Below are 25,937 nucleotides of genomic sequence, written 5' to 3' on the forward strand. Positions count from 1 at the left end.
AGCGTCGTGACGACGCCCAGCCCGGGCGCTCTGATCAGGAGGAGAAGCCCGCATGGCATCCCAAGCCTTCACCGAAGAGAATCTGCGCGCCCTGTTGCTGGCGGTCGGCGCCGACCCCGGCATCGGCTCCGCCGACTACGGCCGCTCGTTCACCGATCTGGACCTGGACTCGCTGGCCCGGACCGAGATCGCCACCCGGATCCAGGACCGGTACGGCGTCGACGTCGAGCCGCAACTGGAGGCCGACAGCACGCCGGAGGGCCTGCGCGCCCTGGTCAACGACCTCGCCGCCGCGAACGCCTGAGGGGGACCGATGACCGGCCTGCTGGGACACACCGACAACGCCGTCGAGATCGGCGCGCCCATCGACTTCGTCTGGGCCAACACCAACGACGTACGGGCCTGGCCCGCCCTGTTCACCGAGTACGCCTCGGTCGAGGTGCTGGACGAGGTGCCGGGCGGCGTGACCTTCCGGCTCACCATGCACCCCGACGAGCAGGGCCGGGTCTGGTCCTGGGTCTCGCACCGCACCTGGGACCGGGACACCTGGACGGCCCGCGCGCGGCGGGTGGAGACCGGCCCGTTCGAGTTCATGAACATCACCTGGACGTACGAGGAACTGGCCCCCGACCGCACCCGGATGCGCTGGACGCAGGACTTCCACATGCGCCCGGACGCCCCGGTGGACACCGCCGGGATGACCGAGCGGATCAACCGCAACACCCTGGTCCAGCAGAAGGTGATCAGGGAGACGCTGGAGCGGCGGCGGCAGGCCGTGATCGGCTTCCCGGACGTGCCGTCGAACACCCGGCGGGGCGGCGACCTGCGTACCCTCGTCTCGCCGGCGACCGTCGGCTCGACCTCCGGGTTCTGCGGCGCGGTCCGGCTGGCGCCCGGCGAGGGTGTCTCCGAGCACTACCACCCGTACTCCGAGGAGTACCTCTACCTGGTCAGCGGCGAGCTGCGGGTGGACCTGGACGGCCGTCCGGTGACGGTCCGCCCGGACCATGCGCTGCTCGTGCCGCGCAACGTCCGGCACCGGCTGACCAACGTCGGCGCCGAGACCGCCCTGGTGGTGTTCCAGCTCAGCCCGCTGGCGCCGCGCCCCGAACTGGGTCACGTCGACACCGAGCCGGGCCCGAACGAGCATCTCGCGCCGGTGCCGGTGGTGACCGGATGACCCGGCGCAGCGTGGTGACCGGCATCGGGGTGGTGGTGCCGGGCGGCGCGAACCGCGAGGAGTTCTGGAGCCGGATCGTGGCCGGCAAGCCGGCGATCCGGCGGATCTCCCGCTTCGACCCGGGCGCGTACCGGTCGCAGATCGCGGCCGAGTGCGACTTCGACCCGGCCGAGTACGGCCTGTCGCCGCAGGTGATCCGCCGCACCGACCGGTTCGTGCAGATGGCCCTGGCATCGGCGGACGAGGCCGTCCGGGACGCCGGCCTGGACCTGGCGGCGACCGACACCGACCGGATCGGGGTGAGCCTGGGCAGCGCGGTCGGCGCCACCATCCGGCTCGAGGACGAGTACGTGGTGGCCAGCGATCACGGCCGGGCCTGGACGGTGGACGAGAACCACCTCATGCCGTTCATGTACCAGCAGCTGGTGCCGTCGAGCGCGGCCACCGAGCTGGCGGTCCGGTACGGCGCGCACGGCCCGGCCGCGGTGATCTCCACCGGCTGCACCTCGGGGATCGACTCGATCGGGCACGCCCACGGTCTGATCCAGGACGGCGAGGCGGACGTGGTGATCGCCGGCGCCTCGGACGCGCCGATCTCCCCGATCACGGTGGCCTGCTTCGACGCGATCCGGGCCACCACCCCGCGCAACGACGAACCGGAACTCGCCTCCCGCCCGTTCGACGCGGGCCGGCAGGGCTTCGTGCTCGGGGAGGGCTCGGCCGTACTGATCGTGGAGGAGCTGGAGCACGCCCGGGCCCGCGGCGCCCGCATCTACTGCGAGGTGTCGGGGTACGCGGCCCGGGCCAACGGGTTCCACATGACCGGCCTGCGGCCGGACGGGTTCGAGCTGGGCGAGGCGATCAGCGAGACTGTCGCGCAGTCCGGCATCACCCCGGAGGACATCGGCTACATCAGCGCACACGGCTCCGGCACCAAGCAGAACGACCGCCACGAGACGGCCGCCTACAAGCGGGCGCTCGGCGACACCGTACGGAAGATCCCGATCAGCTCGATCAAGTCGGTGGTCGGGCACTCGCTCGGCGCCATCGGCTCGATCGAGATGGCCGCCTGCGCGCTGGTCATCGAGCGCGGGATCATCCCACCGACGGCGAACCTGACCGTCCCCGACCCGGAGTGCGACCTGGACTACACGCCCCTGGTCAGCCGGGAGGCGCGGGTGGACCACGCGCTCTCGGCGGGCAGCGGCTTCGGTGGTTTCCAGTCCGCGATGGTGTTCTCCCGGGTTCTCCCGTGAGCGCGCGGATGCCGGTGATCACCGGCATCGGCGTGGTGGCGCCGACCGGCGTGGGCGTGGCCGAGCACTGGCGCAACTCGCTGGCCGGCACCGCCCGGATCGCCCCGATCTCGGCACCCGAGCCGCCCGCCCCCACGGATGGCTCCGCCTCCTCGGCCGACCGGGATCTGCCGATCTCGGTCGCCGGGGAGGTGGCCGGCTTCACGCACACCGAGTTCGTGGCGAACCGGCTCGCCGTACAGACCGACCGGTGGACCTGGATGGCGCTGGCCGCCACCGAGATGGCGCTCACCGACGCGGACCTGGATCCGCGCCGGGAGGTGCCGATGGACCTGTCGGTGGTCACGGCGAGCGGCTCGGGCGGCAACGCGTTCGGGCAGCGGGAGATCCAGGCGCTCTGGCGGGACGGGCCGCGGACGGTCAGCGCTTACCAGTCGATCGGCTGGTTCTACGCCGCGAGCAGCGGGCAGATCTCCATCCGGCACCAGCTCAAGGGCGCGTGCGGGGTGCTGGTCGCGGACGGTGCGGGCGGCATCGACGCGGTCGCCCAGGCCCGCCGGCTGATCCGCCGGGGCAGCTCGGCGGTGGTGGCCGGGGGTACCGAGGCGCCGCTGTCGCCGTACGCGCTGGCCTGCCAGAGCAGTGTGGCCACCCTGCACCGCGGTGCCGACCCGGCGCTCGCGTACCGGCCGTTCGCGGCCGGCGCGAGCGGCTACGTGCCGGGCGAGGGCGGCGCGATGCTGGTGCTGGAGGCGGCACACCGGGCACGGGGCCGGGCGGCGCGGGTCTACGCCGAGATCGCCGGCACCGCCTCCACCCACGACGCGCACCATCCGTCCGAGCCGGCCTCGGACCACCGCCAGCTGGCCCGGGCCATGCGCACCGCCCTGGACCGGGCCGGCGTGTCCCCGGACGAGATCGGCGTGGTCTTCGCCGACGGCGCCGGGGACCCGCTCGGCGACCGCCGGGAGGCCTCGGCGATCGCCGAGGTGTTCGGTGGCCGCCGGGTGCCGGTGACCGTGCCGAAGACGATGACCGGCCGGCTCTGCTCGGGCGCGGCCGCGCTCGACCTGGCCTGGGCGGCGCTGGCCCTGCGGCACGACGTGGTGCCGCCGACCGTCAACGTGGACCCGGCCGACGCCGCGGCGTCCGGGCTGGACCTGGTCACCGAGGCCCGCGAGGGCGCCGGCCTGCGCGCCGCCCTGGTGGTGGCGCGGGGCGTGGGCGGCTTCAACGCCGCGGCCGTGCTCACCGCCCCCGCCGTCTGACACCACCCGCACACGAGAACGGCCCCCGCATCGGATGCGGGGGCCGTTCCCTTGGTGGGCTCAGGCCGGGGTCAGCTCCGGCTCCCGGGTCTCGCGAGGGGCCTCGTCGCGCAGCGGCGACGGCTCGACCCGCAACAGCCGGGCCGCCCAGACCGGCAGCCACCAGTTCCAGCGGCCCATCATCGCCACCGTGGCCGGGACCAGCACCGCCCGGATCAGCGTGGCGTCGAGCAGGATGCCCAGGCCCATGCCGGTGGCGAAGACCGCCACGTCGAACTCGCCGCCACCGGCCATCGAGGCGAACGAGAAGAACAGGATCAGCGCCGCCGAGGTCACCAGCCGGCCGGTACGCCCGACGCCCTGCACCACCGCCTCCGGAGTGGAGCCGGTGCGGTCGTACTCCTCGCGCATCCGGGCCAGGATGAACACCTCGTAGTCCATGGACAGCCCGTACAGGAACGCGAAGATGGTGAGCGGCACGAACGTGCCCACCGTGCCGTTCGGCTGGATGCCGAGCGCCTGCTCGGTGCCCCAGCCCCACTGCCAGAACACCACCATGGCCCCGATCACCGCGCCCAGCGACAGCAGGTTCAGCACGATCGCCTTGAGCGGCAGCAGCAGGGACCGGAACGCCCGGGCCAGCATGATGAACGTGACCAGGAAGATCAGCGCCAGGACGTACGGGAAGGCGCCGTACGTGGTGTTCACGTAGTCGACCGTCTGCGCCGCGCTGCCACCGGCCAGCACCCCCTCCGGCAGCGAGTCACGCAGCGCGGCCAGCTCCGCCGCACCGGCCGCCGACGGGCTCTCGTGCACCGGCACCACGGTCAGCAGCGCGGTGCCGCCGTCCCGCCAGGACGGAAGGCTCACCACGGTGTACACGCCCTCCGCGGCCCGCAACCCGTCGGCGACCGGTCCCGGATCCACACCGGCCGGCACGAACACGTCGAACGAGCTGAGCACCCCGGACGGCAGCCCGGCGTCGGTGAGCGCGGTCAGCCCCTCCCGGCCCGGCCCGCTGTCGGCCAGGTTCTTACTCTCCGGCAACCCGAGGTTGATCTGCATACCGATGATCGACAGGACCACCAGCAGGGTGGCCGAGGAGAGCGCGACCGGCCAGCGGAACCGCACCATGAGCCGGGCCCAGGCGGTCCAGAGACGGCCCGCGTTCGCCTCCCGCTGGATCAGCCGCTCGCCGCGGCCGGTGCCCTGCTCCAGCCGCTGCCGGTCCAGCCGCCGGCCGATGGTGGCCAGCAGGATCGGCAGCAGGGTCAGCGAGATCAGCGCGCTCACCGCCGCGATGATCATGCCGGCCACACCCAGGCTGCGCAGGAACGGGATCGGCAGGATGGCCATGGTGATCAGGCCGATCGCCACCGCGCCGCTGCTGAAGATGATCGCCTTGCCGGCGGTCCGCATCGCCCGGTGCACCGCCTCGTCGCCGCGGTGGCCGTGCGCCTGCTCCTCCCGCCATCGGGTGATCAGCAGCAGCGCGTAGTCGATGGCGATGCCCAGGCCGAGCAACGGCATCGTGGTCAGCGCGCTGTCGTGCACCTCGGTGAACAGGGTCAGCACCAGCAGGATCAGGAACGCCACCGGGATGGCGACGGCCGAGATGACCAGCGGTACGAAGGCGAGCGCCGACCGGAAGACCAGGAGCAGCACGAGGACCGCGGCGATCGCGGCCACACCGATTTTCAGCGGCACGTTGAGCCCGCCGGAGTCGACCCCGGTGGCCAGCGTGTCCAGGCCGGTGACCCGCAGCTCGGAGCCGGCCGGCAGCTCCCGCTGCATCGTCTCGATGATCTGCGGCGTCTCGTCGGGCACCTCGCCGAGGCCACCGCCCGGCGGGCTGCCGTCCGCCGTCGGGCCGGTGAAGACCAGGGCGTACGTGGTCCGCCCGTCCTCGCTGACGAACCGCCGGTCGCCGGTGTCGGCATAGGACACCACGCGGGCCTCCAGCTCGGTGCCGACCCCGGCGAAGGCGCGGCCGAGCGCGTCGCGCACGCCCGGTGAGTCGACGGTCTGCCCGGCCGGCAGCACCACGACCGGAACGTACGGACGCTGGTAACCGCCGTTGCCGTAGTGCTCCAGAACCGCCTGATTGGCCTGGTAGGACTCCATGCCGGGGTAGGCGTACTCCTCGGAGATCCGGCTGACGGTCAGCGGTGTGGCCGCCATGCCGAGCAGGAATCCGAGCAGCACCAGCAGTCCGACCAGGCGCTTGCGGCGCAACACGATCTCAGAGACTCGTTCCATGCAATCCAGGACAGCACCGCGTTCTTCCGGCGCTCTGCGCTCGTTCTTAGAGTTCGGTGTCACAGCGATCCCTAAGAAATTCAGCGCTGCGTAGGGTTGAGACTCGTGAGCGTGACGGACACGGTTATCAAGATTCTGGTAGTCGACGACGAGCGCTACCTGGCCGACCTGGTGGCCACCGCGCTGCGCTACGAGGGCTTCGAACCGGCCACCGCCGGATCCTGCCGGCAGGCGCTGGAACAGGCGGCCGCGATGCGCCCCGACCTGATCGTGCTGGACGTGATGCTGCCGGACGGGTCCGGTCTGGACACCTGCCGCCGGCTGCGCGAGGACGGCTGCGAGGCGCCGATCGTGTTCCTGACCGCGCGGGACGCCACCGAGGACAAGATCGCCGGGCTGACCGTGGGCGGGGACGACTACGTCACCAAGCCGTTCAGTCTGGAGGAGCTGGTGGCCCGGGTGCGGGCGGTGCTGCGGCGCACCCGGCGGGACACCCGGGCGACCCGGCTCACGGTGGCCGACCTGGAGATCGACGAGGAGGCGTACGAGGTGCGCCGCGACGGCCGCCCGATCGACCTCACCCCGACCGAGTTCAAACTGCTGCGCTACCTGGTCGCCAACGCCGGCCGGGTGCTGACCAAGCGGCAGATCCTGGACCACGTCTGGGAGTACGACTTCGGCGGCAACGACGGCGTGGTCCAGACCTACATCAGCTATCTGCGCCGCAAGCTGGACGCGGCCGGCCCGCCGCTTATCCGGACCGTCCCGCGGGTGGGCTACGTGGTCCGGCCCGACACCCCGCGGGGCTGACCCGTGCCGTTGCGCAGACGGCTCGTCCTCACCATGGTCGGCCTCCTCGCCCTCGGCCTGTTCCTGTCGGTCGGCGCGATCTACGGGGCGATCCAGGACTGGCGCAACGACCGCAACCACGACGTGCTGACCGCGATGAGCGCGGACCTGGACCGGCGGCTGACCGCGACACCGCTCGCCGGCCGGCGGCTGGCGCCCGGAGCGCCGGCGGACGACCTGGGCCTGCTCTGGCGGCGGGCCGCCGAGACGGGCGACATCCCGTCCTTCGTGCAGCTGCGCTCGCCCACCGGCCGGGTGATCGACACGCTGTCCGTGGGCTGGTCGCCGGAGCTGCCCGATCCGCTGCCGGCCGGGGCGGACGCCGTCTTCCAGCGGGCGCCGAGCGTGGGCGGTGGGCCGTACTGGCTGGTCCGGGTGGCCCGGCTCAGCGACGGCAGCGGGATCGTGCTGGTCGGCATGCACTCCACCGACTCGGACGAGCTGGTGCAGCGGACCACCAACGTGGCGATCGTCTCCAGCGTCGTGGTGCTGCTGGCGATGGCGGTGCTGTCGGCCCACGCGGTGCGGACGGCGCTGCGGCCGCTCACCCGGATCGAGGTGGTGGCCGGCGCGATCGGGCGGGGGGACCTGGGGCGGCGGGTGCCGTACAACTCGCCGAAGACCGAGGTGGGACGGCTGGGAGCGGCGCTCAACGCGATGCTGGGCCAGATCGAGCGGGCGTTCCGCGCCCGCGAGGAGTCGGAGCAGCGGCTGCGCCGCTTCGTCGCGGACGCCTCGCACGAGCTGCGCACGCCGGTCGCGACCATCCGGGGGTACGCGGAGCTGTTCCGCCGCGGGGCCGCCGACCGTCCCGGCGACCTGGCGATGGCGATGCGCCGGATCGAGCTGGAGGCGGCCCGGATGGGTTCGCTGGTCGACGAGCTGCTGCTGCTGGCCCGGCTGGATCAGGGCCGTCCACTGGAGAACGGGCTGGTCGACCTGAGCGAGCTGGCCGCCGACGCGGTGGCCGACGCCCGCGCCGTCCAGCCGGACCGCGTACTGGATCTGGCCGTCGACGGGCCGGTGCTGGTCGCCGGGGATGCCGAACGGCTCCGGCAGGTGCTCGGCAACCTAGTCGGTAACGTGCTGCGGCACGTCCCGCCCGACGCGCCCGCCACGGTCCGGGTCAGCCGGCACGACGGGCAGGCCGTGGTGGAGGTGGCCGACTCGGGCCCGGGTCTCGCCCCGGCGGACACCGCCCGGGTGTTCGAGCGCTTCTACCGGAGCGAGACGGCCCGTGCCCAGGAGGACGGCGGCAGCGGCCTCGGCCTGTCGATCGTGGCCGCGGTCGCCGCCGCCCACGGGGGCGCCGCCGACGTGGAGTCCGTGCCCGGTAGCGGCACGACCTTCCGGGTCCGGCTGCCGGTGGCGCCGGAGGAGCCGGAGTGACGCCCACCCGTCCTACCTGTTGCCGGCCACCACCGTGGCGACCTGGGTGCCGTTGAGCGTGCCGCCCAGGTAGAGGCCACCGCCGACAGCGGTGCCGGAGACGCTTCCGCCGGTACGGATCGCGTAGGTCGTACCCCTGGTGATCTGGCTTGAGGAGAAGACCACGCCGCGGAACGCCTTCGCCGCGGTGTACGACGCGATCTGCGTGCCGGAGGTGGTGGCGATGTGCACCACGGTGCCGGCCGGCTGGTTGGCGCTGAGGGTGACCGACACCCAGCCCTGCCCGGAGGCCGGGAGGGTGCTGGTGGTGGCGCTGATCCCGGTGGAGATCAGGGTGCCGGCGGCGATGGTGACGGCGCCGTTGGCGTCCAGGCCGCCCTCGCCGCCGCCGCGGGTGCCGGAGCCGCTGACCACGACCGTGCCACCGCCGATGGTGAGGGCGCCGTTGGAGTCGAGGCCGTCGGTGCCGGCGTTGACGCTCACGGCGCCGCCGGTGATCGAGATGAGCGCGTTCGGGGAGTTCTGCATCTCCCCGTAGGTGGGGTCGGAGGCGTTGAACGCGTCGTCGGTGGCGACGGCCGAGACGGTGCCACCGGTCACGTACACCTTGAGGCCCTCGACCCCCTCGTACGACCTGGTGACGTTGACCGTGCCGCCGCCGATCCGTACGTCGGTCTCCGCGTGCACACCGTCGTCACCGCTGGCCACGGTCGTGGTGCCGCCGTCGATGGTGACCGCGGCGTCGGAGTGGACGCCGTCGTCGGTGGCGTTGACGTTGACCGTGCCGTCGCTGATCACGGTGAGCACGCCGGCCTTGAGGCCCTTCGCCGAGTCGGCGCCGGTGGTCCGCGCGGTGATCGAGCCGCCGTTGACGATCACGTCGGTCTGCCCGGTGAGCGCGTCGCCGGTCGAGGTGACGTTGACGGTGCCGCCGGTGACCGCCACGTACCCGCGGGTGAGGTCCTCCTCGTTGTCCGACTTGAGGCCGTCGCCGCCGGCCGTCGCGGTGATCGAGCCGCCGGAGACGATCACGTAGTCCTGGCCGCGGATGGCGTCGTCCGGGGCCGTCGCGGTGATCGTGCCACCCGCGATGACCAGGCCGTCCTTGACGTTGATGGCGTCGTTGGCGTTGCCGGTGAGGATCAGCGACCCGGTTCCGGCGATGGTCGTGTCGGCGGCCGAGGCGAGCGGGGCGTCGGCGGAGGCCGTGCCGTCGGTCAGCCGGTTGGTGGTGCCGGCCGTCAGGTGCACCAGCACCTCGTCGGCGGCGACCACGTTGACGGCGCCGGTGCTGCCGGTGATCGTCACACCGTTGAGGATGAGCCGGACGATGCCGGTGCCGGTGCTGTTGACGACGATCTGGCCGCTGGTGAGGGTGCCGGTGAACCGGTAGGTGCCGGCCGCCGTGACGGTCACCGTGCTGCCGGAGACGGTCACGTTGGAGCTGGTCGTGGTGGCGCTCGTGCCGGTCAGGGTGACCGCCGCGACGTCGGACTCGGTCCAGGTCAGGTCGGCGGCGCTCAGGTGGGAGGCCTGGTTGGCGGCGAGCGCGGCCGCGGCGGCGGGCCCGGCGGCGAACGCCGGGGCGGGTGCCACCCAGGTGGCCAGGGCGGTGGCGGTCAGCACCGCGGGGACGGCCAGACGGGGGATTCTGGGCATGGTGGGTCCTTATGTTCGGGGACTGATTGCCGGGGTTCAGCGGGAGAAGTGACGGCGCATGAGACGGCGCCAGGGGACGGCGGGCAGATCGGGACGCAACGCTGCGAGCCCGGTCGCGTACTTGGAGATGCTGGTGGGCCGGTGCCCGCGGGCCCACAGCAGCCGGTCGACCGGGGAGACGGCCGATCCGGTCTTGGTCTCGACCACCGCGACGTGCGGGAGGGTCAGTGCGGTTCCGTCCACGCCGGTCCAGGTGAGATCGACGTCGACGGTCGCCCGGGAGTCGTCCGCGGGCTGGTAGAACGTGGTTCGCCGGTAGTGCGTGAGCAGCGTCGGCGCGAGATCCAGCCCGGCGCTGTGGCCCAGCACGTCGTCGACGAACCAGCGGCCCGGCTCGACCGTGTCGTGGTCGCACGCCTGGTAGGGCAGCCGGTTCTTGACGGTCCCGCCGCGGTAGCCCTCGGTCTTCACCTCCAGCCAGCACAGCGCCGAGTCCAGATAGGTCCGGGTCCGGACCTTGAACCGCCGCCGCCGGCGATGCGCGGTGAGCCGGTAGCTGACCAGGTCCGGGGTGTCGAAGTAGACCGACCGGTAGCGGAACGTCCGCTCGCCGTCGATCTCCAGCACCCGGGTCCGCGGATCGAGGAGTTCCACCAGCTCCCGGGCCGCTTCCCGGGGAAGGACGTACTTGCGGTCGACCCGCGTCTGCAACTCGGCCTTCGCGGTGAGCTCGGCCAGCGAGATCGGATCCAGGTGGGTTGTCGCGCTCACCGGTTCACTCCGGCGAGCGTCGGCGCTTTCCTTCCCTGGGCGTACGAGTAGCGCACCTCGACCACGGTCGTCTCGTTGACCAGGTCCAGCCGCTCGATGGTGGCCTTGTGCACGCGGGCCCCGAGGATGCCCTCCAGCTGCACGGTCAGGGTGAGCGGATCGGTGACGGCGCTGTCCAGCACCAGCACCTGCCGCCCGTACGACCGGAACAGCCGTGGGTGGTCACCCAGGTACATGACCGTCAGGATCAGCCCCATCAGCGCCGGCACCAGCCACTGCTCCCCACCGCTGAGCGGCCCGAGGATGCCCAGCGCCAGCGCCGAGAAGTAGTACGCCACCTCGTGCTGGTCCAGCTCGGTGGACCGCAGCCGGATGATCGACAGCACCCCGAAGAGCCCGAGCCCGAGTCCCGCGCCGACCGTGCTGGAGCTGAGTGACCCGGCCACCGCGAGAACGCCCACGTTGACGCCGAGATAGGCCACCACCAGGTCCCGCCGCCGATGCCGGGGAAAGTACAGCCCGAAGACCAGAACGGACACCGCTACGAGGTCTAGCGCGAACATGGCGAGCCGGGGCATGGTGACACGACCTCTCGAGGGTTCCGGCCGGACTCCCCCCGTGAACACCATCCGGACCGCAGGTTACATATCGATTAACTTCAATTAGACGGTAGCCGCGACCGGCCGCTTTTCCATCGAACACAACCTCAGAGCTACCTCAAAGACCCCTGTGCTCCAGCTGTCCCGGTCGATACCGATTCTTGATCAAGAAGGGACACCGCGCGGGTGGGGTGGGGAACTACCGTGCGACCGTGCACAACCAAGTTCCTTCCGACCCCTTCCAGCAGCCGGCGACGCCGGCCGCTGCTCCCCCGCCCTTTCCTCCCGCGCCTCCGCAGCCCTTTCCGCCCGCCCCCGGCGCCGGCCAGCAGCCGTTCGGCGGACCGGTAGCCCCCGGCCAGCAGCCGTTCGGCGGACCGGTAGCCCCCGGCCAGTACCCGCCGGGCTACCCGGGCGACCCGTTCACGCTGCCACCGAAGGAGGGCACCAACGGCTGGGCGATCGCCGGCCTGCTGACCACCTTCCTCGTCAGCGGCCTCGTCGGGGCCATCTTCGCCGTCATCGCGCTGCGAAAGATCAAACGGCAGCCCCAGCGCGGCCGCGGGCTCGCCATCGCCACCCTGATCATCGCCGGGCTGCAGGTCCTGCTCATCGCCGCGATCTTCGCCGTCATCATCGTCGACGAGCGGCGGGACGCGGCAGCCGGGATCGACGACGTCGTGGTCACCGACCTGAAGGCCGGCGACTGCATCCGCGACTTCGACGGGTCCGGGGCGATCTACGACCTCCCGACGGTGGCCTGCACCGATCCGCACCAGGCGGAGGTCTACCACGTCTACACCTTCCCGGAGGGCTCCTACCCCGGCACGACCCAGGTCGAGGCGGAGAGCGACAAGCGGTGCGGCGCGGCCTTCGAGCCGTACCTGACCCCGCAGACCGAGAACATGGACATCTACTACCTCTACCCGCGAGACGACAGCGAATGGCGGCAGGACCGGAGCATCTCCTGCATCGTGGTCGCCCCGAGCGGCACCCTCACCGCCCCGCTCACAAAGTGACCGGTCCGGCCACGCCCTCCGAGGGCGTGGCCGGACCCATGATCACGTGTTCACGGCCCCTCCGGCTCCGCGTCTTCGAGCGCGTCGTTGGCGTTGTCCTGCATCACCAGGTCGACGGCTGACCCGAGCACCGCACCCGTCGCGGTGGCACCGACGACGGCGCCGCTGCTCGCCGGCCCGCTCCACCAGGTGGCTACGGCCGCACCGGCCGCGCCGGTGATCGCTCCTGTGACGTCCGCGCGGGCCACCTGGGACTTGTCGATCCCCCCGCCGGCCTTCTTCGCGGCACCGTCGGCATCGGACCACATCGACACGCTGCCGATCAGTACGCCGGCCACGAGGTCGGCGATGTGCTGCTCGGGGGCGGTGAGTGACCCGCCGAGCCGTTCGTTGACCGCCGTGACGCGGTCGGTGACCGTCGCCGCGGTCGTGTCGTCCGCGCCGGCGATCGCCAGGTAACCGCGCAGCAGGGTGTCGAGCGCCTCGCTCCAGTCGGCAGCGGGATCCTTGCCGCTGCGCGCCGACGCGACGACCGACCGCGACCACGTCACGAAGTCGGACCGCGCGCTCCTGGTCGTTTCGCCGCGCCGGAGTGTCAGCTCGAACGCGACGTCGATGACGGCATCGACGACCCGCCGTTCCTCCCGAAGCTCCGCGAGGATCGCCAGCACGTCACGCTCGTGTCGCTCGGCTACGGCACCGCCGGTGGTGGTGCTCTTCATGGGCGTACTCATTTCTTTGTGATCTTGATTGAGGTCGACGTGCCGCTCGAGTCGGTCGTCGTCGTGGTCGTCGTGGTGCCGCGGTCGTCGCTGGTGGTGGTCGTGGTGGTCGTGGTGCCTCCGGAACGGACCGTCACCGAGGTGACGAGGGTGCCGCCCGAGATCGAGAACGACTCGGTCACCTGCGTCCCCATGCCGTCCGCCCGGCCGGCGCCGCCGGCCTCGCTGACCCGCAGGGTGAACGTGCTGGCCTCGAACGCCTGCTGCTTGCCGTCGATCTCGAGCACGCCGACGAGGGCTTGGCTGAGCTGGTCTGTCATGAACCGGCCTTCCGTGGTTGGGATGTGCGACAAGACCTCCCGACGATGGGTGGGCGACCCTGGGTAAACGTTGGCGATTCCTTGAATGCGCCGGTCAGGGCGTTCCAGGATCGGGTCGGTGACAGAGTGTTGAACCGTGGGCGCCGCACAGGCCAGGCTGAGCGGTACGCACGTACCCGGGGGCGCTGACTGAGGCGGTGGTCGAGATGGCTGTGGAGTTCCGCCTGCTCGGCGACCTGGAGGTGAGCGTCGACGGCCGCCCGGTCGACGTCGGCCACGTCCAGCAGCGCTACGTGCTCGTGGCCCTGCTGCTGGACACGAACCGGGTCGTGCCGGTGGACCGGCTTCTGGACCGGGTGTGGGGCGACCATCCGCCCCAGCGGGCACGCGGCACGCTCTACAGCTACCTGTCCCGGCTCCGGAAGGCCCTGGCCACCGATGACGTGACCATCGCCCGCCGGCCCGGCGGCTACGTGCTCACCGCGGATCCCGACACTGTGGACGTGCACCGGTTCCGGCGCCTCGTCGCGCAAGCCCGCACGGCCGACGACGAGACCGCCGCGGTGCTGCTCGCCCGGGCGCTCGCGCTGTGGCGCGGATCGCCCTTGGCCACGTCTGACACGCCGTGGCTCATCGCGGTCCGCGACGGGCTGGAGATGGCTCGATGGTCCGCCGAACTGGACCGCAACGAGGTCGCGCTCCGTTGCGGCCGGCACGCGGAACTGCTGGGCGAGCTAACGGCGTGCGCCGCCGCACACCCGCTGGACGAACGCGTGGCCGGCCAGCTGATGCTGGCCCTGTACCGGGCCGGCCGGCGGGGCGACGCGCTGGCGTGCTACCAGCGGATCCGGCTGCACCTCGCCGACGATCTGGGCATCGACCCGAGCCCACCGCTGCGCGACCTGCACCGGCGGGTGCTGACCGCCGACCCGGCCCTGACCGTCCCGGCGCGGGCCCGGCGGCCGGCCGCGGCCGTGGCGCGTGCTCCGGTCCCGCGCCAGCTCCCCGCGCCACCGCGCGCGTTCACCGGCCGGACCGGCGAGCTGGCCGAACTGACCGCCACGATGGACTCCGGGGCCGATCAGGGCGGCGGCGCGGTGACCATCTCGGTGATCGACGGCACCGGCGGCATCGGAAAGACCTGGCTGGCGCTGCGCTGGGCGTACGACAACCTGTCGCGCTTTCCCGACGGGCAGCTCTACGTGAACCTGCGCGGGTTCGACCCGGCCATCGACCCGGTGCCCCCCGCGGTGGCCGTACGCGGTTTCCTCGACGCGCTCGGGGTATCGCCCGAAGCCGTCCCGCCCGACCCCACCACGCAGGCCGCGCTGTACCGCAGCCTCGTCGCGGATCGGCGGATCCTGATCGTCCTGGACAACGCCCGCGACAGCGCCCAGGTGATCCCGCTGGTGCCCGCGACCGGCACGGTGCTCGTCACCAGCCGCCACCAGCTCACCAGCCTGATCACCGAACACGGTGCCCGGCCGCTCCCGCTCGACGTGCTGACCGAGGTCGATGCCCGGCAACTCCTCACCGGCCACCTCGGCGCCGACCGGGTCGCCGCCGAACCCGAGGCGGTCACCGCACTCCTCCGGCACTGCGCGGGTCTGCCGCTGGCGCTCGGTGTCGTCGCCGCCCGCGCCTCGATCCGCCCCGACCTGCCGCTCGCGGCGCCGGCCGCCGAACTGCGCGAGTCCACCACCCGGCTGGACGCGCTGGACGGGGGCGAACTGGCGGTGAGTCTCCGTACCGTGCTGTCTTGCTCGTCCATGGCCCTGCCGCGGGACGCCGCGCGGATGTTCGGGCTGCTCGGCCTCGCGCCGGGCCCGGACATCGGCCTACCCGCCGCCGCGAGCCTCGCCGGCCTGTCCCCGGCCGCCGCCCGCGTCCTCCTGCGCCGGCTCATCGCCGCGCACCTGCTCCATGAGCCGGTGTCCGGCCGCTATCGCATGCACGACCTGGTCCGGTTGTTCGCGGCGGAACGGGCCGGCGCGGACTGCGCGGACCCCGCCGGTGAACGGCACGCGGCGCTGCGCCGCGTGCTCGACCACTACCTTCACACCGCGCACGCCGCGGACCGGCTGCTCGCCCCGCACCGTGATCCGATCATCCCCGGCCCGCCGCCGGCCGGGACCACGCCGGAGAAGTTCGCCGACCACACCGAGGCGCTGGCCTGGTTCACCGCCGAGCACGCCGCGCTGCTCGCCACCGTCGACCGGGCCGCCGACGCCGGGATCGACACGCACGTCTGGCACCTCGCGTGGGCGCTGACCACCTACTTCAACCGGCGCGGGCACTGGCACGACCACGCCGCGACCCATACCGCCGCGCTGCGGGCGACCGGACGCATGGCCGACCGGTACGCACAGGCCCACGCCCACCGGGGCCTCGCGGTGGCGTACACCTGGCTCGGTCGCTACGCCGACGCCCGCACCCACCTCGAACACGCCCTCGGACTGTTCGGCTGGCTCGGTGACCTCGCCGGACAGGCACTCAGCCACCGCACCCTCGCCCGGCTCTCCGCACAACAGGGCGACCACCGGCAGGCCCTCCCCCACGACGAACGGGCCCTCGCCCTCTACCAGGCCGCCGGCCACCGCAGCGGACAGGCCACCGCGCTCAACGCCGTCGGGTGGCACCACGCACACCTCGGCGACCACCAGCAGGCCCTCACCCACTGCCAACAGGCCCTGGCCCTGCACCAGGAACTCGGCGACCGCCACGGCACCGCCGCCACCTGGGACAGCCTCGGCTACATCCACCTCCACCTCGGCCACCACCAGCACGCCACCGAGTGCTACCAGCATGCCCTCGACCTGTTCCGCGACCTCGACGACCGGTACCAGCAGGCCGAGACGGCCATGAACCTGGGCGACACCTGCCGGGCCATCGGCGACATCGACACCGCGCACACTCATTGGCGGAACGCGCTGGACGTCCTGGACGAACTCGGCCACCCCCGCGCCGAACAGGTCCGCGCCAGGCTGAGCCACCGGCCCACCCGTCCGCACGGCCGCCTGCCCGTTCGCAGCGGCTGATCCGCTCAGTTCGCGGCCCGGCCTGCCGAACAGAGACTCATGGCCGGGCCACTGCTGGCCGCGGTACTGATCGTCAAGAACGAGGCCGCGATGCTGCCCGCCTGCCTGGAGTCGCTCGCAGGCGTGGTCGACCAGATCCATGTGCACGACACCGGCTCCACCGACGGCACTCCGGCGGTAGCCGCCCGATACGGCGCCACCGTCACCCACGGCGGCTGGCACGACGACTTCTCGGCCGCCCGCAACGAGGCACAGCGGGGCTGCCCGGCGACCTGGATCCTCGCCGTCGACGCCGACCACCGGGTGACGGCCGACCCCGGCGCGCTGCGGCGGCTGCTGGCCGAGGTCACCACGGACGCCCTCCTGGTACAGGTCGATGGAGCGCACCACGCCGGTCCCCACACCCAGCTCGAAACCAGGCTCTACCGGCCCGGCTCGCTCTCCTGGACCGGCCGGGTGCACGAACGGCTGGCCGGGCCCGGCTCCTCGCCCCCGGACCAGGGCACCGTGCCCGCGGCCACGCTGCGGCTGCACCACCTCGGCCATACCACCTACGCGGACCGGATCCGCCGCGCCGACCGCAACATCGCCCTCGGCAAACTCACACTCGACGAGCTCATCGCCCAGGGACAGGCCGCCGACCCGCGGCAGATCGCCCGTACGCTGCTCGACCTCGGCCGCGACTGCATGGCGGCCGAGCAACTCCAGCAGGCGGTCGACACGTTCGCCATGCTGCGCGAGATGTTCCCGGGCACACCGGAATCGTCGCAAGCGAACGACGCGCTGAGCCGCCTCATGGTCGGGCTCTGCTACGACAGGTTCTGCCTGTTCCTGGTCGACCAGTTGCAGGCCGCGAGCCGACCCTGAAAACGACAAAGGGCCAGCCCATGACAGGCTGACCCATATGTGGTGGGCGATACTGGGATCGAACCAGTGACCTCTTCCGTGTCAAGGAAGCGCGCTCCCGCTGCGCCAATCGCCCTGGTATTGCGAGGTGGAGACGGGATTTGAACCCGTGTACACGGCTTTGCAGGCCGTTGCCTCGCCTCTCGGCCACTCCACCGAGGTGGCCTCCAGTGGCAAGCCACTCCGAGCGGAAGACGGGATTCGAACCCGCGACCCTCACCTTGGCAAGGTGATGCGCTACCACTGCGCCACTTCCGCGTTGCCCTCCGGCGTTTCCCCCGGCGACGACAGAACTTTATCCGAACCCCACCACCACCTCCAAACCGGGGGTCCCCCGCGTGTCGCGATCCGGGGCTGACCGGCCGGAACGCGACACGACATGATGTGCGGCGTGGAGATCACGACCTGGTACCTGGAGCAGGACGACCCCGCCCTGCTGCGCCCGGCCAGGCAGCCCGCGACCCCGGTGACCATCACCCGCGCCGAGCTGCCCAGCCCCGAGTTCAACCGCTACCTCTACACCGCCGTCGGTGGTGACTGGTTCTGGTCGGACCGGCTGCCCTGGACCTGGCAGCAGTGGCAGGACTACCTGGACCGGCCCGGCGTGGAGACCTGGGTGGTGTCGGTCCGCGGCACTCCGGCCGGCTACGCCGAGCTGGACGGCCACTCCCCCGGCGAGGTGGAGATCGCCTACTTCGGGCTGCTGCCGCGGTTCGCCGGCCAGGGCATCGGCGGCCACCTGCTCACGGTCGCCCTCCAGCACGCCTGGACCCTCCCGGAACGCCACCCCGGCCTGCCCCCGGTCCGCCGCGTCACGGTGAACACGTGCAGCCTCGACGGCCCGGCCGCCCTCGCCAACTACCAGGCCCGCGGCATGCGCATCCACCGCACCGAGACGAAACCCGCGGCCACGCAGCCCAAGACCCCCGGACCATGGCCAGGAGCAGAAAGACCTTGACCCCATCATTCGTCCGGCCTTTCGTGGTCGACGTCCGCGCCTCGCTTCCGCTTCTCTTCTTGTACGCGTGACGTCGTCCCGCCTCATCCGTCCCGTCCCGTCCGGTCAGCGCGATCTCGCTGACCACTCGGGCCTTTGCCGCGCCCGCCGGGCGCAGATCGGTGCCCGGGCGGGCAGGGCAGGCCGCGACTTGCTGAGGTGCCGCCGGTAACGGCTCACCTTCCGGTCCCGCCGGCCGGGTGGTCGCGGCGCCGCTCACCAAGCACCCGAATCGCCCACTCCCGGCCGTCACGCCGCCCTCTCTGGGCGGGTGGTCGCGGTAGTGCTCGCCAGGCATCCGGGTGCAGCCCCCAGCCGTAACGCCGGTCCCGCCGGGTGGGTGGTGGCGGTTGACGCCGGTCACGCCATGGAAGACCCGTCGGGAGTCACTCACCGTAACCGTGACGATGAGTGGCAGTGTGTGGTAGGTCAGTGCCGTTCTGGAGTCTCCCTCGGTCGCCGCCTGGCGTCGATGCCAAGTCGCCTGTTCGCTTGTCTCCCGCCTTGGCCGCGAGATTCGGCCGGTCACCGGCGGCCGCTCAAGCCATCCGCAACAATCGATGTAGATCTTGGGTAATCGTTGCCGGGCGGCGCGATCTTGAGCGATCGTGGCCATCCGGGAGCCTTCTTCTTGGGTGTTTGCGGTTCTACGTCAAGCGCCCGGTCGGGCGAATCGCCGATTGGGGCCGCCGGCCACCGCACTAGGCCGAAATGGGGCTTTCGCCGGAGTTAGGCGACCGTTTCGCCCGCTTTGCATGTCGAGGTTAGGCGATCTTGGACGATTGGCCACCCAAGACGGTGGCAAATCGTCCAAGGTCGCTCCGGGTGACGCGTCCGCTGGCGAGGGATTGCGGATTCGGCCGCGGGCAGCCAAGAAGAAGGCTCCCGGATGTCTCCGATTACCCAAGGTCTTCCAGGGAAGATAGATCTTGGATGATCATCGACCGCTGGGAGCCCTTTTTCTTGGCTGCCCGCGGCCGAGTCCGCAATCCCTCGCCGGTAGGACGTGTCACCCGGAGCGTTCTTGAACGATTTGCCACCGCTGTGGGTGGCCAATCGTTCAAGATCGCATAACGTTGGCATCCAAAGCGGGCGAAACGGGCGCCTGGTTCCGACCAAAGACCCATTTCAGCCTGGTGCGGTGGCCGGCGGCCCCATTCGGCGATTCGCCCGACCGGGCGCTTGACGTAGAACCACGAACACCCAAGAAGAAGGCTCCCGGGTGGCAACCAGGCATCAAGATCGGCCCGACAGCCACAATCGCCCAAGATCGCTGGCGAGTCGGATGATGCCAAAGCCATCCGGATGCGCGACTCGACATCGCGGCCACCCACAACCGAGAAGCAGGCTCTCCGGCTACCTCGATCTTTCACACAGGCCGGTGAACGGGGTCTCTCGCTCACACGGAGTTCCGGCCGGCCAGATTTTCGGGGGTGAGCGCGCACGAAAGCAGCCGGATGCACGCGCCCACCCATGGAGAAGCCCGACCGTGTGCACCCACCCCGCCGGGAGGGCGGGCCATGTGCGGCCGCCAGGGCCTGGCGAGACCGTGGACGACGATCGCCGTGACCGGCGCGACGGCCGAGAGCAGGCAACCCGGGTGCATGGCACGCAACACCGCGACCACCCGCCCAGCGTGACCCGGTCCGCCGAGGGCGGGAGCCGACGCGCCGGCCGTGACCGGCGGCAGACGGGGTGGTGGTGACGGGACCGGCCTGCCCGGCCACCGATCTACGCCCGGCGGGGGCGGCACAGGCGGGAGCGGGCAGCGAGATCGCGCCGACCGGACGGGACCGGCAAATGAGGCGGGACGATGTCACGCGTACCGGAAAGAAGGAGCTGGAAGCGAAACGCGGACCTCGACCACAGAAGGGTCCGTATGGGAAGAACCCGCGGTGGGAAACAGCGCCCTGTCGGGCACGCGATCCGCTGCGGCCTCCTCCCCCGGCGAGCGGGCGCGGGTCAGGAGGCGATCGGGAGGTTGGCGGACGTGAAAGCGCGACCGTCGTCGGTGACCGCGGCGGACTCGTAGCCGTCGGCGACTCGTGCGGCCAGCCAGGACAGGCCCGGCTCGCCCATGGCCAGGGCGGCGGTCGCGTAGGCGTCGGCGACGGCCAGGTCGGGGCCGACCACGGTGACCGAGCGGAGGCCGCTGGCGGGGCGCCCGGCCACCGGGTTCCAGACGTGGGCGCCGCGCTCGTACGTCCCGGAGGTGGCCACCGCGCCGTCGGTCAGTGAGAGGACCCAGGCGAGTTTGCCGGCCTCCCAGGGGTGGCGGACGCCGACCCGCCAGGGGCGGCCGCCGGGGCCCGCGCCGCGCATCCGGATGTCGCCGCCCGCGCCGATGTAGTGCCTGGCCGAGCCGGCGGCGGCGAGGCGCTGGGAGGCGACCTCGACGGACCAGCCCTTGACGTAACCGGACGGGTCGAGGGGGCCGCCCGCGTAGGCGTCGAAGTAGCCGTCCGTGTCGCGCCACAGGTCGGCGCAGCGGTCGAGGACGTGACGCAGGTCGGCGGAGCAGTCCTCGAGCCGGAGTGCGCCGGAGCGGAACCGGCACACCTCGCTGTCGTCTCGGTAGGTGCTGAACCGGGCGTCGACCTCGTGCAGCCAGGCGCATGTCGAGCCGACGAGTTCGGTGAGCCGGGCCGGTGGCAGGTCGTCGGCCAGTTCGATGCTGACGACCGTACCCATGACCTGCTCCGCGTGGCGCACGGCCCGAACCCTACGCTCCGGCTTTGTCCAGCGCCGCCTGGAGGGACGTGACGTAGGACTGGCTCGTGAAGGTAGCCCCGGAGACGGCGTCGACGTCGGCGCTCTGCGCTTTGAGGGTGGCCGCCGACAGCGTCTGCACGGCCTTCGGGTTGATCGTGCCGGAGAACCCGTCGGTCGGGAAGGTCGAGTCCGCCGCGGTGATCTTGCCACCGCTGATCTTGATGGTGACCTGCATCGTGCCGTACTGGTTCTGTACGGCCTTGCCCTTGTAGGTGCCGGCCTTGAGCCCGGCCTTCTCCTCGCCCGCCGGGGCGCCGGTCTTCTTGCCGGACGGCTTCTTGGTGGTGCTCGGGTCCGGTTCGGCGGTCGACTCGGCGGCGGTGTCCTCGGGCTCTCCGCCCGCGTCGTCCGGCGCGGCGGCGGACACCGGGACGGCCGGCGGTTGCACGCTCAGGCGGACCCCGAGGATCAGGGCCGCACCGGTGAGGGTGCCGACGGCTGCTGCGGTACTACGTCGCATCGCGAAAACTCCCAGTCGATAGGGGTCAGAACTCGAACGGGTCCAGGTGCAGCTGGCTCTCCGGCACGTCGAGCTGCTTGAGCGTGTCGACGGCGGCGTTGACCAGCCCGGGCGGGCCGCACAGGTAGACGTCACGGCGGTTCACGTCGGGGACCAGGCCGCGCAGCCCGTCGGGGGTGAACAGCCGGCGCGGGCCGGGGTCGTTGCGGCCGCCGACGATGTAGCGCACCCAGGCGTCCCGCTCCTCGGCCAGTTCCTCCAGCTCGGTGCGGAAGACCAGCTCGTCCGGACGGCTGGCCCGGTAGATCACGATGGTGTCCGGCGGCATGTCCTCGAGCAGGGCGCGGATCGGGGCGATGCCGCTGCCACCGGCGATCAGCAGGGCCCGCCGGCGGGTACGCCGTTCGGCGGTGAACGTCCCGAACGGTCCCTCCGCCCAGATCGGCGTGCCGGGGCTCATGGTGGCCAGCTTGCGGGTGTGGCCGCCGGCGATGGTGACGGTGAGCCGCAGCCACTGCGAGTTCGGGGCGGCCGACAGCGAGAACGGGTGGGACTGCCACCAGCCGTTCGCCGTCAGGAACCGCCAGCGCATGAACTGGCCGGCCTGCACCGGGAGCTTGTCGAGCCGCTTGCCCTCGATGTAGATCGAGAACGTGTTGGCGCCCTCGGCGACCACCTCGGCCACGGTGAACCGGTGCCGCGTGTTCAGCCAGACCGGCTCGACGATGCGGCCCCAGAACAGGGCGGCGATGGTGATGCAGCCGAGCGCCGGCCAGAACACCGAGGCGTACCGGCCGCTCATGTCGGCGCCGGCCGCGATCTGGTGGCCGTAGCCGAGCAGCAGGACGCCGTAGCTGGTCAGGTGGACCAGGTGCCAGAGCTCGTAGTTGAGCCGGTTGCGGACGAACCGGATCGAGATCAGGGCGATGAAGACGAGCAGTCCGGTGGCGATCGTGGCGCTGATCATCTCGGGGAACGTGGTGATCACGGTCCAGCCCTGGTCGACGACACCGGTGCCGGCGGTCAGCGCGTAGCCGTAGACGATGAAGACGATGTGCGCGACCACCGCGGCCAGCAGCGAGGTGCCCAGCCAGCGGTGCCAGCGCAGCAGGTCGCGGGAGCCGACCCACTCCTCCAGCCAGGACACCCGGCTCATCATCAGCAGCTGGACGAAGAGCAGGTAGCCGCCGATCAGCCCGGTCACCCGGCCGGCCGCGATCATCGTGCTCGCGGTGTCGCTGACCGCGCCGGCCCGCGTGTTGAACAGCCAGAGCGCGATGCTGGTGCCCAGGCCGGAGAAGAACAGCAGGACGGTGAAGAGCCGGTTGCCGCTGGTCGACTCGCCGGGCGGCCGGTCGTCGACGACCGGGACGCCGGTGCCGGCCTTCCAGCCGGTCGGGTCGGTCATCGACACCTCGGTGACCTCGCCGCGGCGGAACCCGTCCGGGGTGTTGTAGGGCTGGCCGTACTGAGGCTGGGCGGGTGCGGCGGCGGACTGGGTGTCCGGCCACGGGGGCATGGACGGGTTGTCCCAGCCCGGGCGGTCGTCGGAGCGCAGCCCGGCGAAGTACCCGTCGTCGTCGGGGATCTCGCGCTGATCCCGGAAGGCCGGAATGGTCAACGTCCTCACCTGCTCAGCAGTCGTCTCGCGGCGCCTGCCACCCCATGCGGCCGACGTGACGGCCCCGGTCCGCATCAGAAGCCGTCACAGTGTCGTACGCGCATCACGCCCGGTTGGCTCAACGAGATCGCGAAAAATCCCGGGCGCTAGGTTCAGGGCATGGAACACCAGGACGTGGTCACCGTGATCGGCGTCGGCGCCGGCGGGTGGCCCGGGCTTTCCGGTACGGCGCGGAGCACCCTGACGTCCGCCGAGGTGGTCTTCGGCGCCGCCCGGCAGCTCGATCTGCTCCCCGGTGAGTTCGTCGCCGCGCGTCGCGTCCGGTGGCCGTCTCCGCTGGTGCCGGCCCTGCCCGGGTTGATCGGGGCGGAGCGCGGGCGGCGGGTGTGCGTGCTGGCCAGCGGCGACCCGATGTTCCACGGCATCGGCTCCACACTGGTCCGTCTGTTCGGCGCGGACCGGATCCGGGTGGTGCCGCACCCGTCGTCGGTGTCGCTGGCCGCGGCCCACCTCGGCTGGGACCTGGCCGCCGTCGACGTGGTGAGCCTGGTCACAGCGCCGGTCGAGACGCTCGGCCGGCTGATCAATCCCGGCCGCCGGATCCTGGTGCTCTCGGCGGGCGCGGCCACCCCGGCGGCGGTCGCGGCGCTGCTCGCCGGCCGCGGCCACGGCACCGCGGCGATGACCGTCCTGGAGCAGCTCGGCGCGCCGGGCGAGCGGGCGACGACCGGCACCGCGGACGGCTGGGTGCTGCCGGAGGGCGACCCGCTCAACATCGTCGCCGTCGAGTGCGGCGACGGGCCGGAACTGCCGATCGTTCCCGGCCTGCCGGACGATCGCTACCAGGGCGACGGGCAGCTCACCAAGCGTGAGGTCCGGGCCGTCACGCTGGCCGCGCTCGCCCCCGCGCCGGACCGGCTGCTGTGGGACGTGGGCGCCGGCTCGGGCAGCATCGGCATCGAATGGATGCGCGCGCACCCGACCTGCCGGGCGGTCGCGATCGAGTCGTCGGCCGAGCGGGCGGCGACCGTCACGGCGAACGCGGCGGCGCTCGGCGTACCCGGTCTGCGCGTGGTGCACGGCCGGGCCCCGGAGGCTCTCGACGGGCTGCCGGAACCGGACACGATCTTCATAGGAGGCGGATTGACCCGCGACGGCGTACTGGACCGTTGCCTGGCCGCGCTACGCCCCGGCGGGCGGCTCGTGGCGAACGCGGTGACGGTCGAGTCGGAGGCGGTGCTGGCGGCCGCGTACGCGAAACTCGGCGGCGAGCTGAGCCGGATCACCGTGCAGCGCGGTTCGCCGGTCGGCGGTTTCACCGGCTGGCGCTCGTTCATGCCGGTGACGATCTGGTCGGTGACCCGATGACCGTCCACTTCATCGGGGCCGGGCCGGGCGCCGCCGACCTGATCACGTTGCGCGGCCACCGGCTGATCGCGTCGTCGCCGGTCTGCCTCTACGCCGGCAGCCTGGTCCCGGCCGAGCTGCTGGAGGCCTGTCCGCCGGGCGCCCGCAGGGTCGACACCCGGGACCTGAACCTGGACCAGATCGTCGCCGAGATGGTGACGGCGCACCGGGCCGGACAGGACGTGGCCCGGCTGCACTCCGGCGACCCGTCGGTGTTCAGTGCGGTCGCCGAGCAGATGCGCCGCCTCGACGCGGCCGGGGTGCCCTACGACGTGACGCCCGGGGTGCCCGCCTTCGCCGCGGCCGCCGCCGCCCTCGGCCGGGAGTTCACCGTTCCCGGGGTGGCGCAGACGGTGATCCTGACCCGGACCGCGGAACGGGCCACCGCCATGCCGCCCGGCGAGGACCTGGCCACCCTCGGCGCCAGCCGGTCGACCATGGTGCTGCACCTCGCGGTCCAGCGGATCGACGCGGTGGTGGCCGAGCTGACCGGCAACTACGGGCCGGACTGCCCGGTCGCGGTGGTGGCGCGGGCCTCCCGGCCCGACGAGGTCGTGCTGCGCGGCACGCTCGCCGACATCACGGCCAAGGTCAAGGACGCGGGGGTACGAAGGACGGCCGTGATCGTGGTGGGCGCGGCGCTCACCGCCGGGCAGTTCCCGGACAGCCACCTGTACTCGGTGGACCGCTGCCGGTCATGAGGATCCTGCTGCTGGGCGGGACCACCGAGGCCCGGCGGCTGGCCGGGCTGGTCGCCGGCGAGCACACGGTGATCACCTCGCTGGCCGGGCGGACCACCGATCCGCTGCGCCCCGCCGGAGAGCTCCGGATCGGCGGGTTCGGCGGGGTGGACGGGCTGGCCGGCTACCTGCGGGACGCGGACGTCGACGTGGTGGTCGACGCCACCCATCCGTTCGCGGCGACGATGAGCGGCCACGCGGTGCTCGCGTGCGCGGCGGTTGGCGTACCCCTGCTGGTCGTGCGACGGCCGGGCTGGACCGCCGGTCCCGGCGACGAGTGGCACCGGGTCGCGTCACTGGACGCCGCCGCCGCGCTGCTGCCCCGGCTCGGGCGGCGGGTCTTCCTCACCACCGGACGGCAGGGCATCGCGGCCTTCGCCGGGCTGGACGAATGCTGGTTCCTGGCCCGGTCGGTGGAGCCACCCACCGGAGTGACGCCGCGGAATCTGGAGGTGCTGCTCGACCGGGGCCCGTTCACCGTCGACGGCGAGCGGGAGCTGATCACCCGGCACCGTGTCGGGGTACTGGTCACGAAGGACAGTGGCGGCCCGGCGGCCAAGCTGGTGGCGGCCCGTGAGCTGGGCGTACCGGTGCTCGTGGTGGACCGGCCACCCGCGCCGGCCGCCCCGCTGGTGTCCACGGCGGACGCGGCGGTCACCTGGCTGCGGACCCTGGGGCGCTGAAACACGACACTCCGAGAGCTGC

Annotated in this window: 22 protein-coding genes, 3 tRNA genes and 1 pseudogene; 14 read left to right on the top strand and 12 right to left on the bottom strand. The window is 72.1% G+C overall.

Translation table 11 applies throughout. The features are described 5' to 3' along the window. Positions 1 to 52 precede the first annotated feature (52 nt). The 5 genes and pseudogenes from KZ829_RS20400 (at position 53) to KZ829_RS20415 (ending at position 3,704) form a co-directional block, all read left to right on the top strand. The gene (locus KZ829_RS20400; protein WP_220145524.1) at positions 53 to 304 is read left to right on the top strand and encodes an acyl carrier protein; all 252 of its coding nucleotides are present in this window, start codon (positions 53 to 55) and stop codon (positions 302 to 304) included. Between the two features lie 9 nt (positions 305 to 313). Further along, a pseudogene (locus KZ829_RS43165) lies at positions 314 to 715 on the top strand (SRPBCC family protein); the annotation flags it as partial. Between the two features lie 39 nt (positions 716 to 754). Next, complete coding sequence (locus KZ829_RS20405; protein WP_229794450.1) at positions 755 to 1,180, top strand: cupin domain-containing protein; 426 nt, start codon at positions 755 to 757, stop codon at positions 1,178 to 1,180. Then, entirely contained in the window at positions 1,177 to 2,436 is a 1,260-nt protein-coding gene (locus KZ829_RS20410; RefSeq protein ID WP_220145525.1) for a beta-ketoacyl-[acyl-carrier-protein] synthase family protein, read from the top strand. Before KZ829_RS20405 ends, KZ829_RS20410 begins: the two co-directional genes overlap by 4 nt. After that, the gene (locus tag KZ829_RS20415; protein WP_220145526.1) at positions 2,433 to 3,704 is read left to right on the top strand and encodes a beta-ketoacyl synthase N-terminal-like domain-containing protein; all 1,272 of its coding nucleotides are present in this window, start codon (positions 2,433 to 2,435) and stop codon (positions 3,702 to 3,704) included. Before KZ829_RS20410 ends, KZ829_RS20415 begins: the two co-directional genes overlap by 4 nt. Positions 3,705 to 3,764: 60 nt before the next feature. On the opposite strand, the gene KZ829_RS20420 is transcribed toward KZ829_RS20415, so the two are convergent. After that, positions 3,765 to 5,963 (bottom strand): MMPL family transporter, encoded by a 2,199-nt coding sequence (locus tag KZ829_RS20420; RefSeq protein ID WP_220145527.1) that lies wholly within the window; start codon positions 5,961 to 5,963, stop codon positions 3,765 to 3,767. 105 nt (positions 5,964 to 6,068) lie between these two features. On the opposite strand from KZ829_RS20420, the gene KZ829_RS20425 reads away from it, so the two are divergent. Further along, on the top strand, positions 6,069 to 6,773 hold the full coding sequence (locus tag KZ829_RS20425) for a response regulator transcription factor (RefSeq protein ID WP_220145528.1): 705 nt from the start codon (positions 6,069 to 6,071) through the stop codon (positions 6,771 to 6,773). A gap of 3 nt (positions 6,774 to 6,776) precedes the next feature. Next, entirely contained in the window at positions 6,777 to 8,201 is a 1,425-nt protein-coding gene (locus KZ829_RS20430; protein WP_220145529.1) for a sensor histidine kinase, read from the top strand. Positions 8,202 to 8,213: 12 nt separating this feature from the next. Here the strand turns inward: KZ829_RS20430 and KZ829_RS20435 are convergent, their stop codons facing one another. From KZ829_RS20435 to KZ829_RS20445, 3 genes are read right to left on the bottom strand one after another with little or no spacing between them, the layout of a single operon-like run. After that, entirely contained in the window at positions 8,214 to 9,860 is a 1,647-nt protein-coding gene (locus KZ829_RS20435; RefSeq protein ID WP_220145530.1) for a carbohydrate-binding domain-containing protein, read from the bottom strand. Positions 9,861 to 9,896: 36 nt separating this feature from the next. Next, the gene (locus KZ829_RS20440; RefSeq protein WP_220145531.1) at positions 9,897 to 10,631 is read right to left on the bottom strand and encodes a polyphosphate polymerase domain-containing protein; all 735 of its coding nucleotides are present in this window, start codon (positions 10,629 to 10,631) and stop codon (positions 9,897 to 9,899) included. Next, positions 10,628 to 11,194, bottom strand: coding sequence for a DUF4956 domain-containing protein (locus KZ829_RS20445; protein ID WP_239171079.1), 567 nt, complete (start codon positions 11,192 to 11,194; stop codon positions 10,628 to 10,630). Before KZ829_RS20445 ends, KZ829_RS20440 begins: the two co-directional genes overlap by 4 nt. Positions 11,195 to 11,442: 248 nt before the next feature. On the opposite strand from KZ829_RS20445, the gene KZ829_RS20450 reads away from it, so the two are divergent. Next, complete coding sequence (locus KZ829_RS20450) at positions 11,443 to 12,249, top strand: DUF4190 domain-containing protein (protein WP_220145532.1); 807 nt, start codon at positions 11,443 to 11,445, stop codon at positions 12,247 to 12,249. 50 nt (positions 12,250 to 12,299) lie between these two features. Here KZ829_RS20450 and KZ829_RS20455 read toward each other — a convergent pair whose 3' ends face one another. Then, complete coding sequence (locus KZ829_RS20455; protein WP_220145533.1) at positions 12,300 to 12,971, bottom strand: hypothetical protein; 672 nt, start codon at positions 12,969 to 12,971, stop codon at positions 12,300 to 12,302. An 8-nt stretch (positions 12,972 to 12,979) separates the two neighbouring features. After that, positions 12,980 to 13,291: a hypothetical protein gene (locus tag KZ829_RS20460; RefSeq protein ID WP_220145534.1), complete on the bottom strand. Its 312-nt coding sequence runs from the start codon at positions 13,289 to 13,291 to the stop codon at positions 12,980 to 12,982. A gap of 206 nt (positions 13,292 to 13,497) precedes the next feature. On the opposite strand from KZ829_RS20460, the gene KZ829_RS20465 reads away from it, so the two are divergent. Together KZ829_RS20465 and KZ829_RS20470 are read left to right on the top strand one after the other, a co-directional pair. Continuing rightward, positions 13,498 to 16,329, top strand: a complete 2,832-nt coding sequence (locus tag KZ829_RS20465; protein WP_220145535.1) for an AfsR/SARP family transcriptional regulator — start codon at positions 13,498 to 13,500, stop codon at positions 16,327 to 16,329. 39 nt (positions 16,330 to 16,368) lie between these two features. Next, the gene (locus tag KZ829_RS20470; protein WP_220145536.1) at positions 16,369 to 17,196 is read left to right on the top strand and encodes a glycosyltransferase family 2 protein; all 828 of its coding nucleotides are present in this window, start codon (positions 16,369 to 16,371) and stop codon (positions 17,194 to 17,196) included. Between the two features lie 40 nt (positions 17,197 to 17,236). Here KZ829_RS20470 and KZ829_RS20475 read toward each other — a convergent pair. The 3 genes from KZ829_RS20475 to KZ829_RS20485 form a co-directional block, all read right to left on the bottom strand. Further along, positions 17,237 to 17,311 (bottom strand) — tRNA-Val (locus KZ829_RS20475). A 10-nt stretch (positions 17,312 to 17,321) separates the two neighbouring features. Then, a tRNA-Cys gene (locus KZ829_RS20480) sits at positions 17,322 to 17,392 on the bottom strand. A 29-nt stretch (positions 17,393 to 17,421) separates the two neighbouring features. Then, positions 17,422 to 17,493: transfer RNA gene (locus KZ829_RS20485), tRNA-Gly, on the bottom strand. Between the two features lie 124 nt (positions 17,494 to 17,617). Here KZ829_RS20485 and KZ829_RS20490 point away from each other — a divergent pair. Further along, positions 17,618 to 18,193, top strand: coding sequence for a GNAT family N-acetyltransferase (locus KZ829_RS20490; protein WP_246636005.1), 576 nt, complete (start codon positions 17,618 to 17,620; stop codon positions 18,191 to 18,193). Positions 18,194 to 20,194: 2,001 nt separating this feature from the next. Here the strand turns inward: KZ829_RS20490 and KZ829_RS20495 are convergent. The 3 genes from KZ829_RS20495 to KZ829_RS20505 are packed head-to-tail and all read right to left on the bottom strand — an operon-like array spanning position 20,195 to position 23,085. Then, positions 20,195 to 20,923, bottom strand: coding sequence for an FAD:protein FMN transferase (locus KZ829_RS20495; RefSeq protein ID WP_220145659.1), 729 nt, complete (start codon positions 20,921 to 20,923; stop codon positions 20,195 to 20,197). A gap of 31 nt (positions 20,924 to 20,954) precedes the next feature. Beyond that, positions 20,955 to 21,464, bottom strand: coding sequence for an FMN-binding protein (locus KZ829_RS20500; RefSeq protein WP_220145538.1), 510 nt, complete (start codon positions 21,462 to 21,464; stop codon positions 20,955 to 20,957). A gap of 25 nt (positions 21,465 to 21,489) precedes the next feature. Beyond that, entirely contained in the window at positions 21,490 to 23,085 is a 1,596-nt protein-coding gene (locus KZ829_RS20505) for a ferredoxin reductase family protein (RefSeq protein ID WP_220145539.1), read from the bottom strand. Positions 23,086 to 23,244: 159 nt separating this feature from the next. Between KZ829_RS20505 and cbiE the strand changes: the two genes are divergently transcribed. Genes cbiE through KZ829_RS20520 form a run of 3 tightly spaced genes read left to right on the top strand, consistent with a single transcriptional unit; the run spans position 23,245 to position 25,915 of the window. Continuing rightward, positions 23,245 to 24,453: a precorrin-6y C5,15-methyltransferase (decarboxylating) subunit CbiE gene (gene cbiE, locus KZ829_RS20510; protein ID WP_220145540.1), complete on the top strand. Its 1,209-nt coding sequence runs from the start codon at positions 23,245 to 23,247 to the stop codon at positions 24,451 to 24,453. Further along, positions 24,450 to 25,193: a precorrin-4 C(11)-methyltransferase gene (gene cobM, locus KZ829_RS20515; protein WP_220145541.1), complete on the top strand. Its 744-nt coding sequence runs from the start codon at positions 24,450 to 24,452 to the stop codon at positions 25,191 to 25,193. Before cbiE ends, cobM begins: the two co-directional genes overlap by 4 nt. Further along, positions 25,190 to 25,915, top strand: coding sequence for a cobalt-precorrin-6A reductase (locus KZ829_RS20520; RefSeq protein WP_220145542.1), 726 nt, complete (start codon positions 25,190 to 25,192; stop codon positions 25,913 to 25,915). Before cobM ends, KZ829_RS20520 begins: the two co-directional genes overlap by 4 nt. Positions 25,916 to 25,937 lie beyond the last annotated feature (22 nt).

This window comes from Actinoplanes hulinensis (assembly GCF_019429605.1).
Taxonomy (GTDB): domain Bacteria; phylum Actinomycetota; class Actinomycetes; order Mycobacteriales; family Micromonosporaceae; genus Actinoplanes; species Actinoplanes campanulatus.

Bases quoted from the DNA above. Each gene is read 5' to 3' on its own strand.
- cbiE (WP_220145540.1), top strand. From the start codon at position 23,245: ATGGAACACCAGGACGTGGTCACCGTGATCGGCGTCGGCGCCGGCGGG.
- KZ829_RS20420 (WP_220145527.1), bottom strand. From the start codon at position 5,963: ATGGAACGAGTCTCTGAGATCGTGTTGCGCCGCAAGCGCCTGGTCGGA.
- KZ829_RS20455 (WP_220145533.1), bottom strand. From the start codon at position 12,971: ATGAAGAGCACCACCACCGGCGGTGCCGTAGCCGAGCGACACGAGCGT.
- KZ829_RS20490 (WP_246636005.1), top strand. From the start codon at position 17,618: ATGTGCGGCGTGGAGATCACGACCTGGTACCTGGAGCAGGACGACCCC.
- KZ829_RS20470 (WP_220145536.1), top strand. From the start codon at position 16,369: ATGGCCGGGCCACTGCTGGCCGCGGTACTGATCGTCAAGAACGAGGCC.
- KZ829_RS20445 (WP_239171079.1), bottom strand. From the start codon at position 11,194: ATGTTCGCGCTAGACCTCGTAGCGGTGTCCGTTCTGGTCTTCGGGCTG.
- KZ829_RS20410 (WP_220145525.1), top strand. From the start codon at position 1,177: ATGACCCGGCGCAGCGTGGTGACCGGCATCGGGGTGGTGGTGCCGGGC.
- KZ829_RS20495 (WP_220145659.1), bottom strand. From the start codon at position 20,923: ATGGGTACGGTCGTCAGCATCGAACTGGCCGACGACCTGCCACCGGCC.
- KZ829_RS20520 (WP_220145542.1), top strand. From the start codon at position 25,190: ATGAGGATCCTGCTGCTGGGCGGGACCACCGAGGCCCGGCGGCTGGCC.
- KZ829_RS20460 (WP_220145534.1), bottom strand. From the start codon at position 13,291: ATGACAGACCAGCTCAGCCAAGCCCTCGTCGGCGTGCTCGAGATCGAC.
- KZ829_RS20435 (WP_220145530.1), bottom strand. From the start codon at position 9,860: ATGCCCAGAATCCCCCGTCTGGCCGTCCCCGCGGTGCTGACCGCCACC.
- KZ829_RS20500 (WP_220145538.1), bottom strand. From the start codon at position 21,464: ATGCGACGTAGTACCGCAGCAGCCGTCGGCACCCTCACCGGTGCGGCC.
- KZ829_RS20465 (WP_220145535.1), top strand. From the start codon at position 13,498: ATGGCTGTGGAGTTCCGCCTGCTCGGCGACCTGGAGGTGAGCGTCGAC.
- cobM (WP_220145541.1), top strand. From the start codon at position 24,450: ATGACCGTCCACTTCATCGGGGCCGGGCCGGGCGCCGCCGACCTGATC.
- KZ829_RS20400 (WP_220145524.1), top strand. From the start codon at position 53: ATGGCATCCCAAGCCTTCACCGAAGAGAATCTGCGCGCCCTGTTGCTG.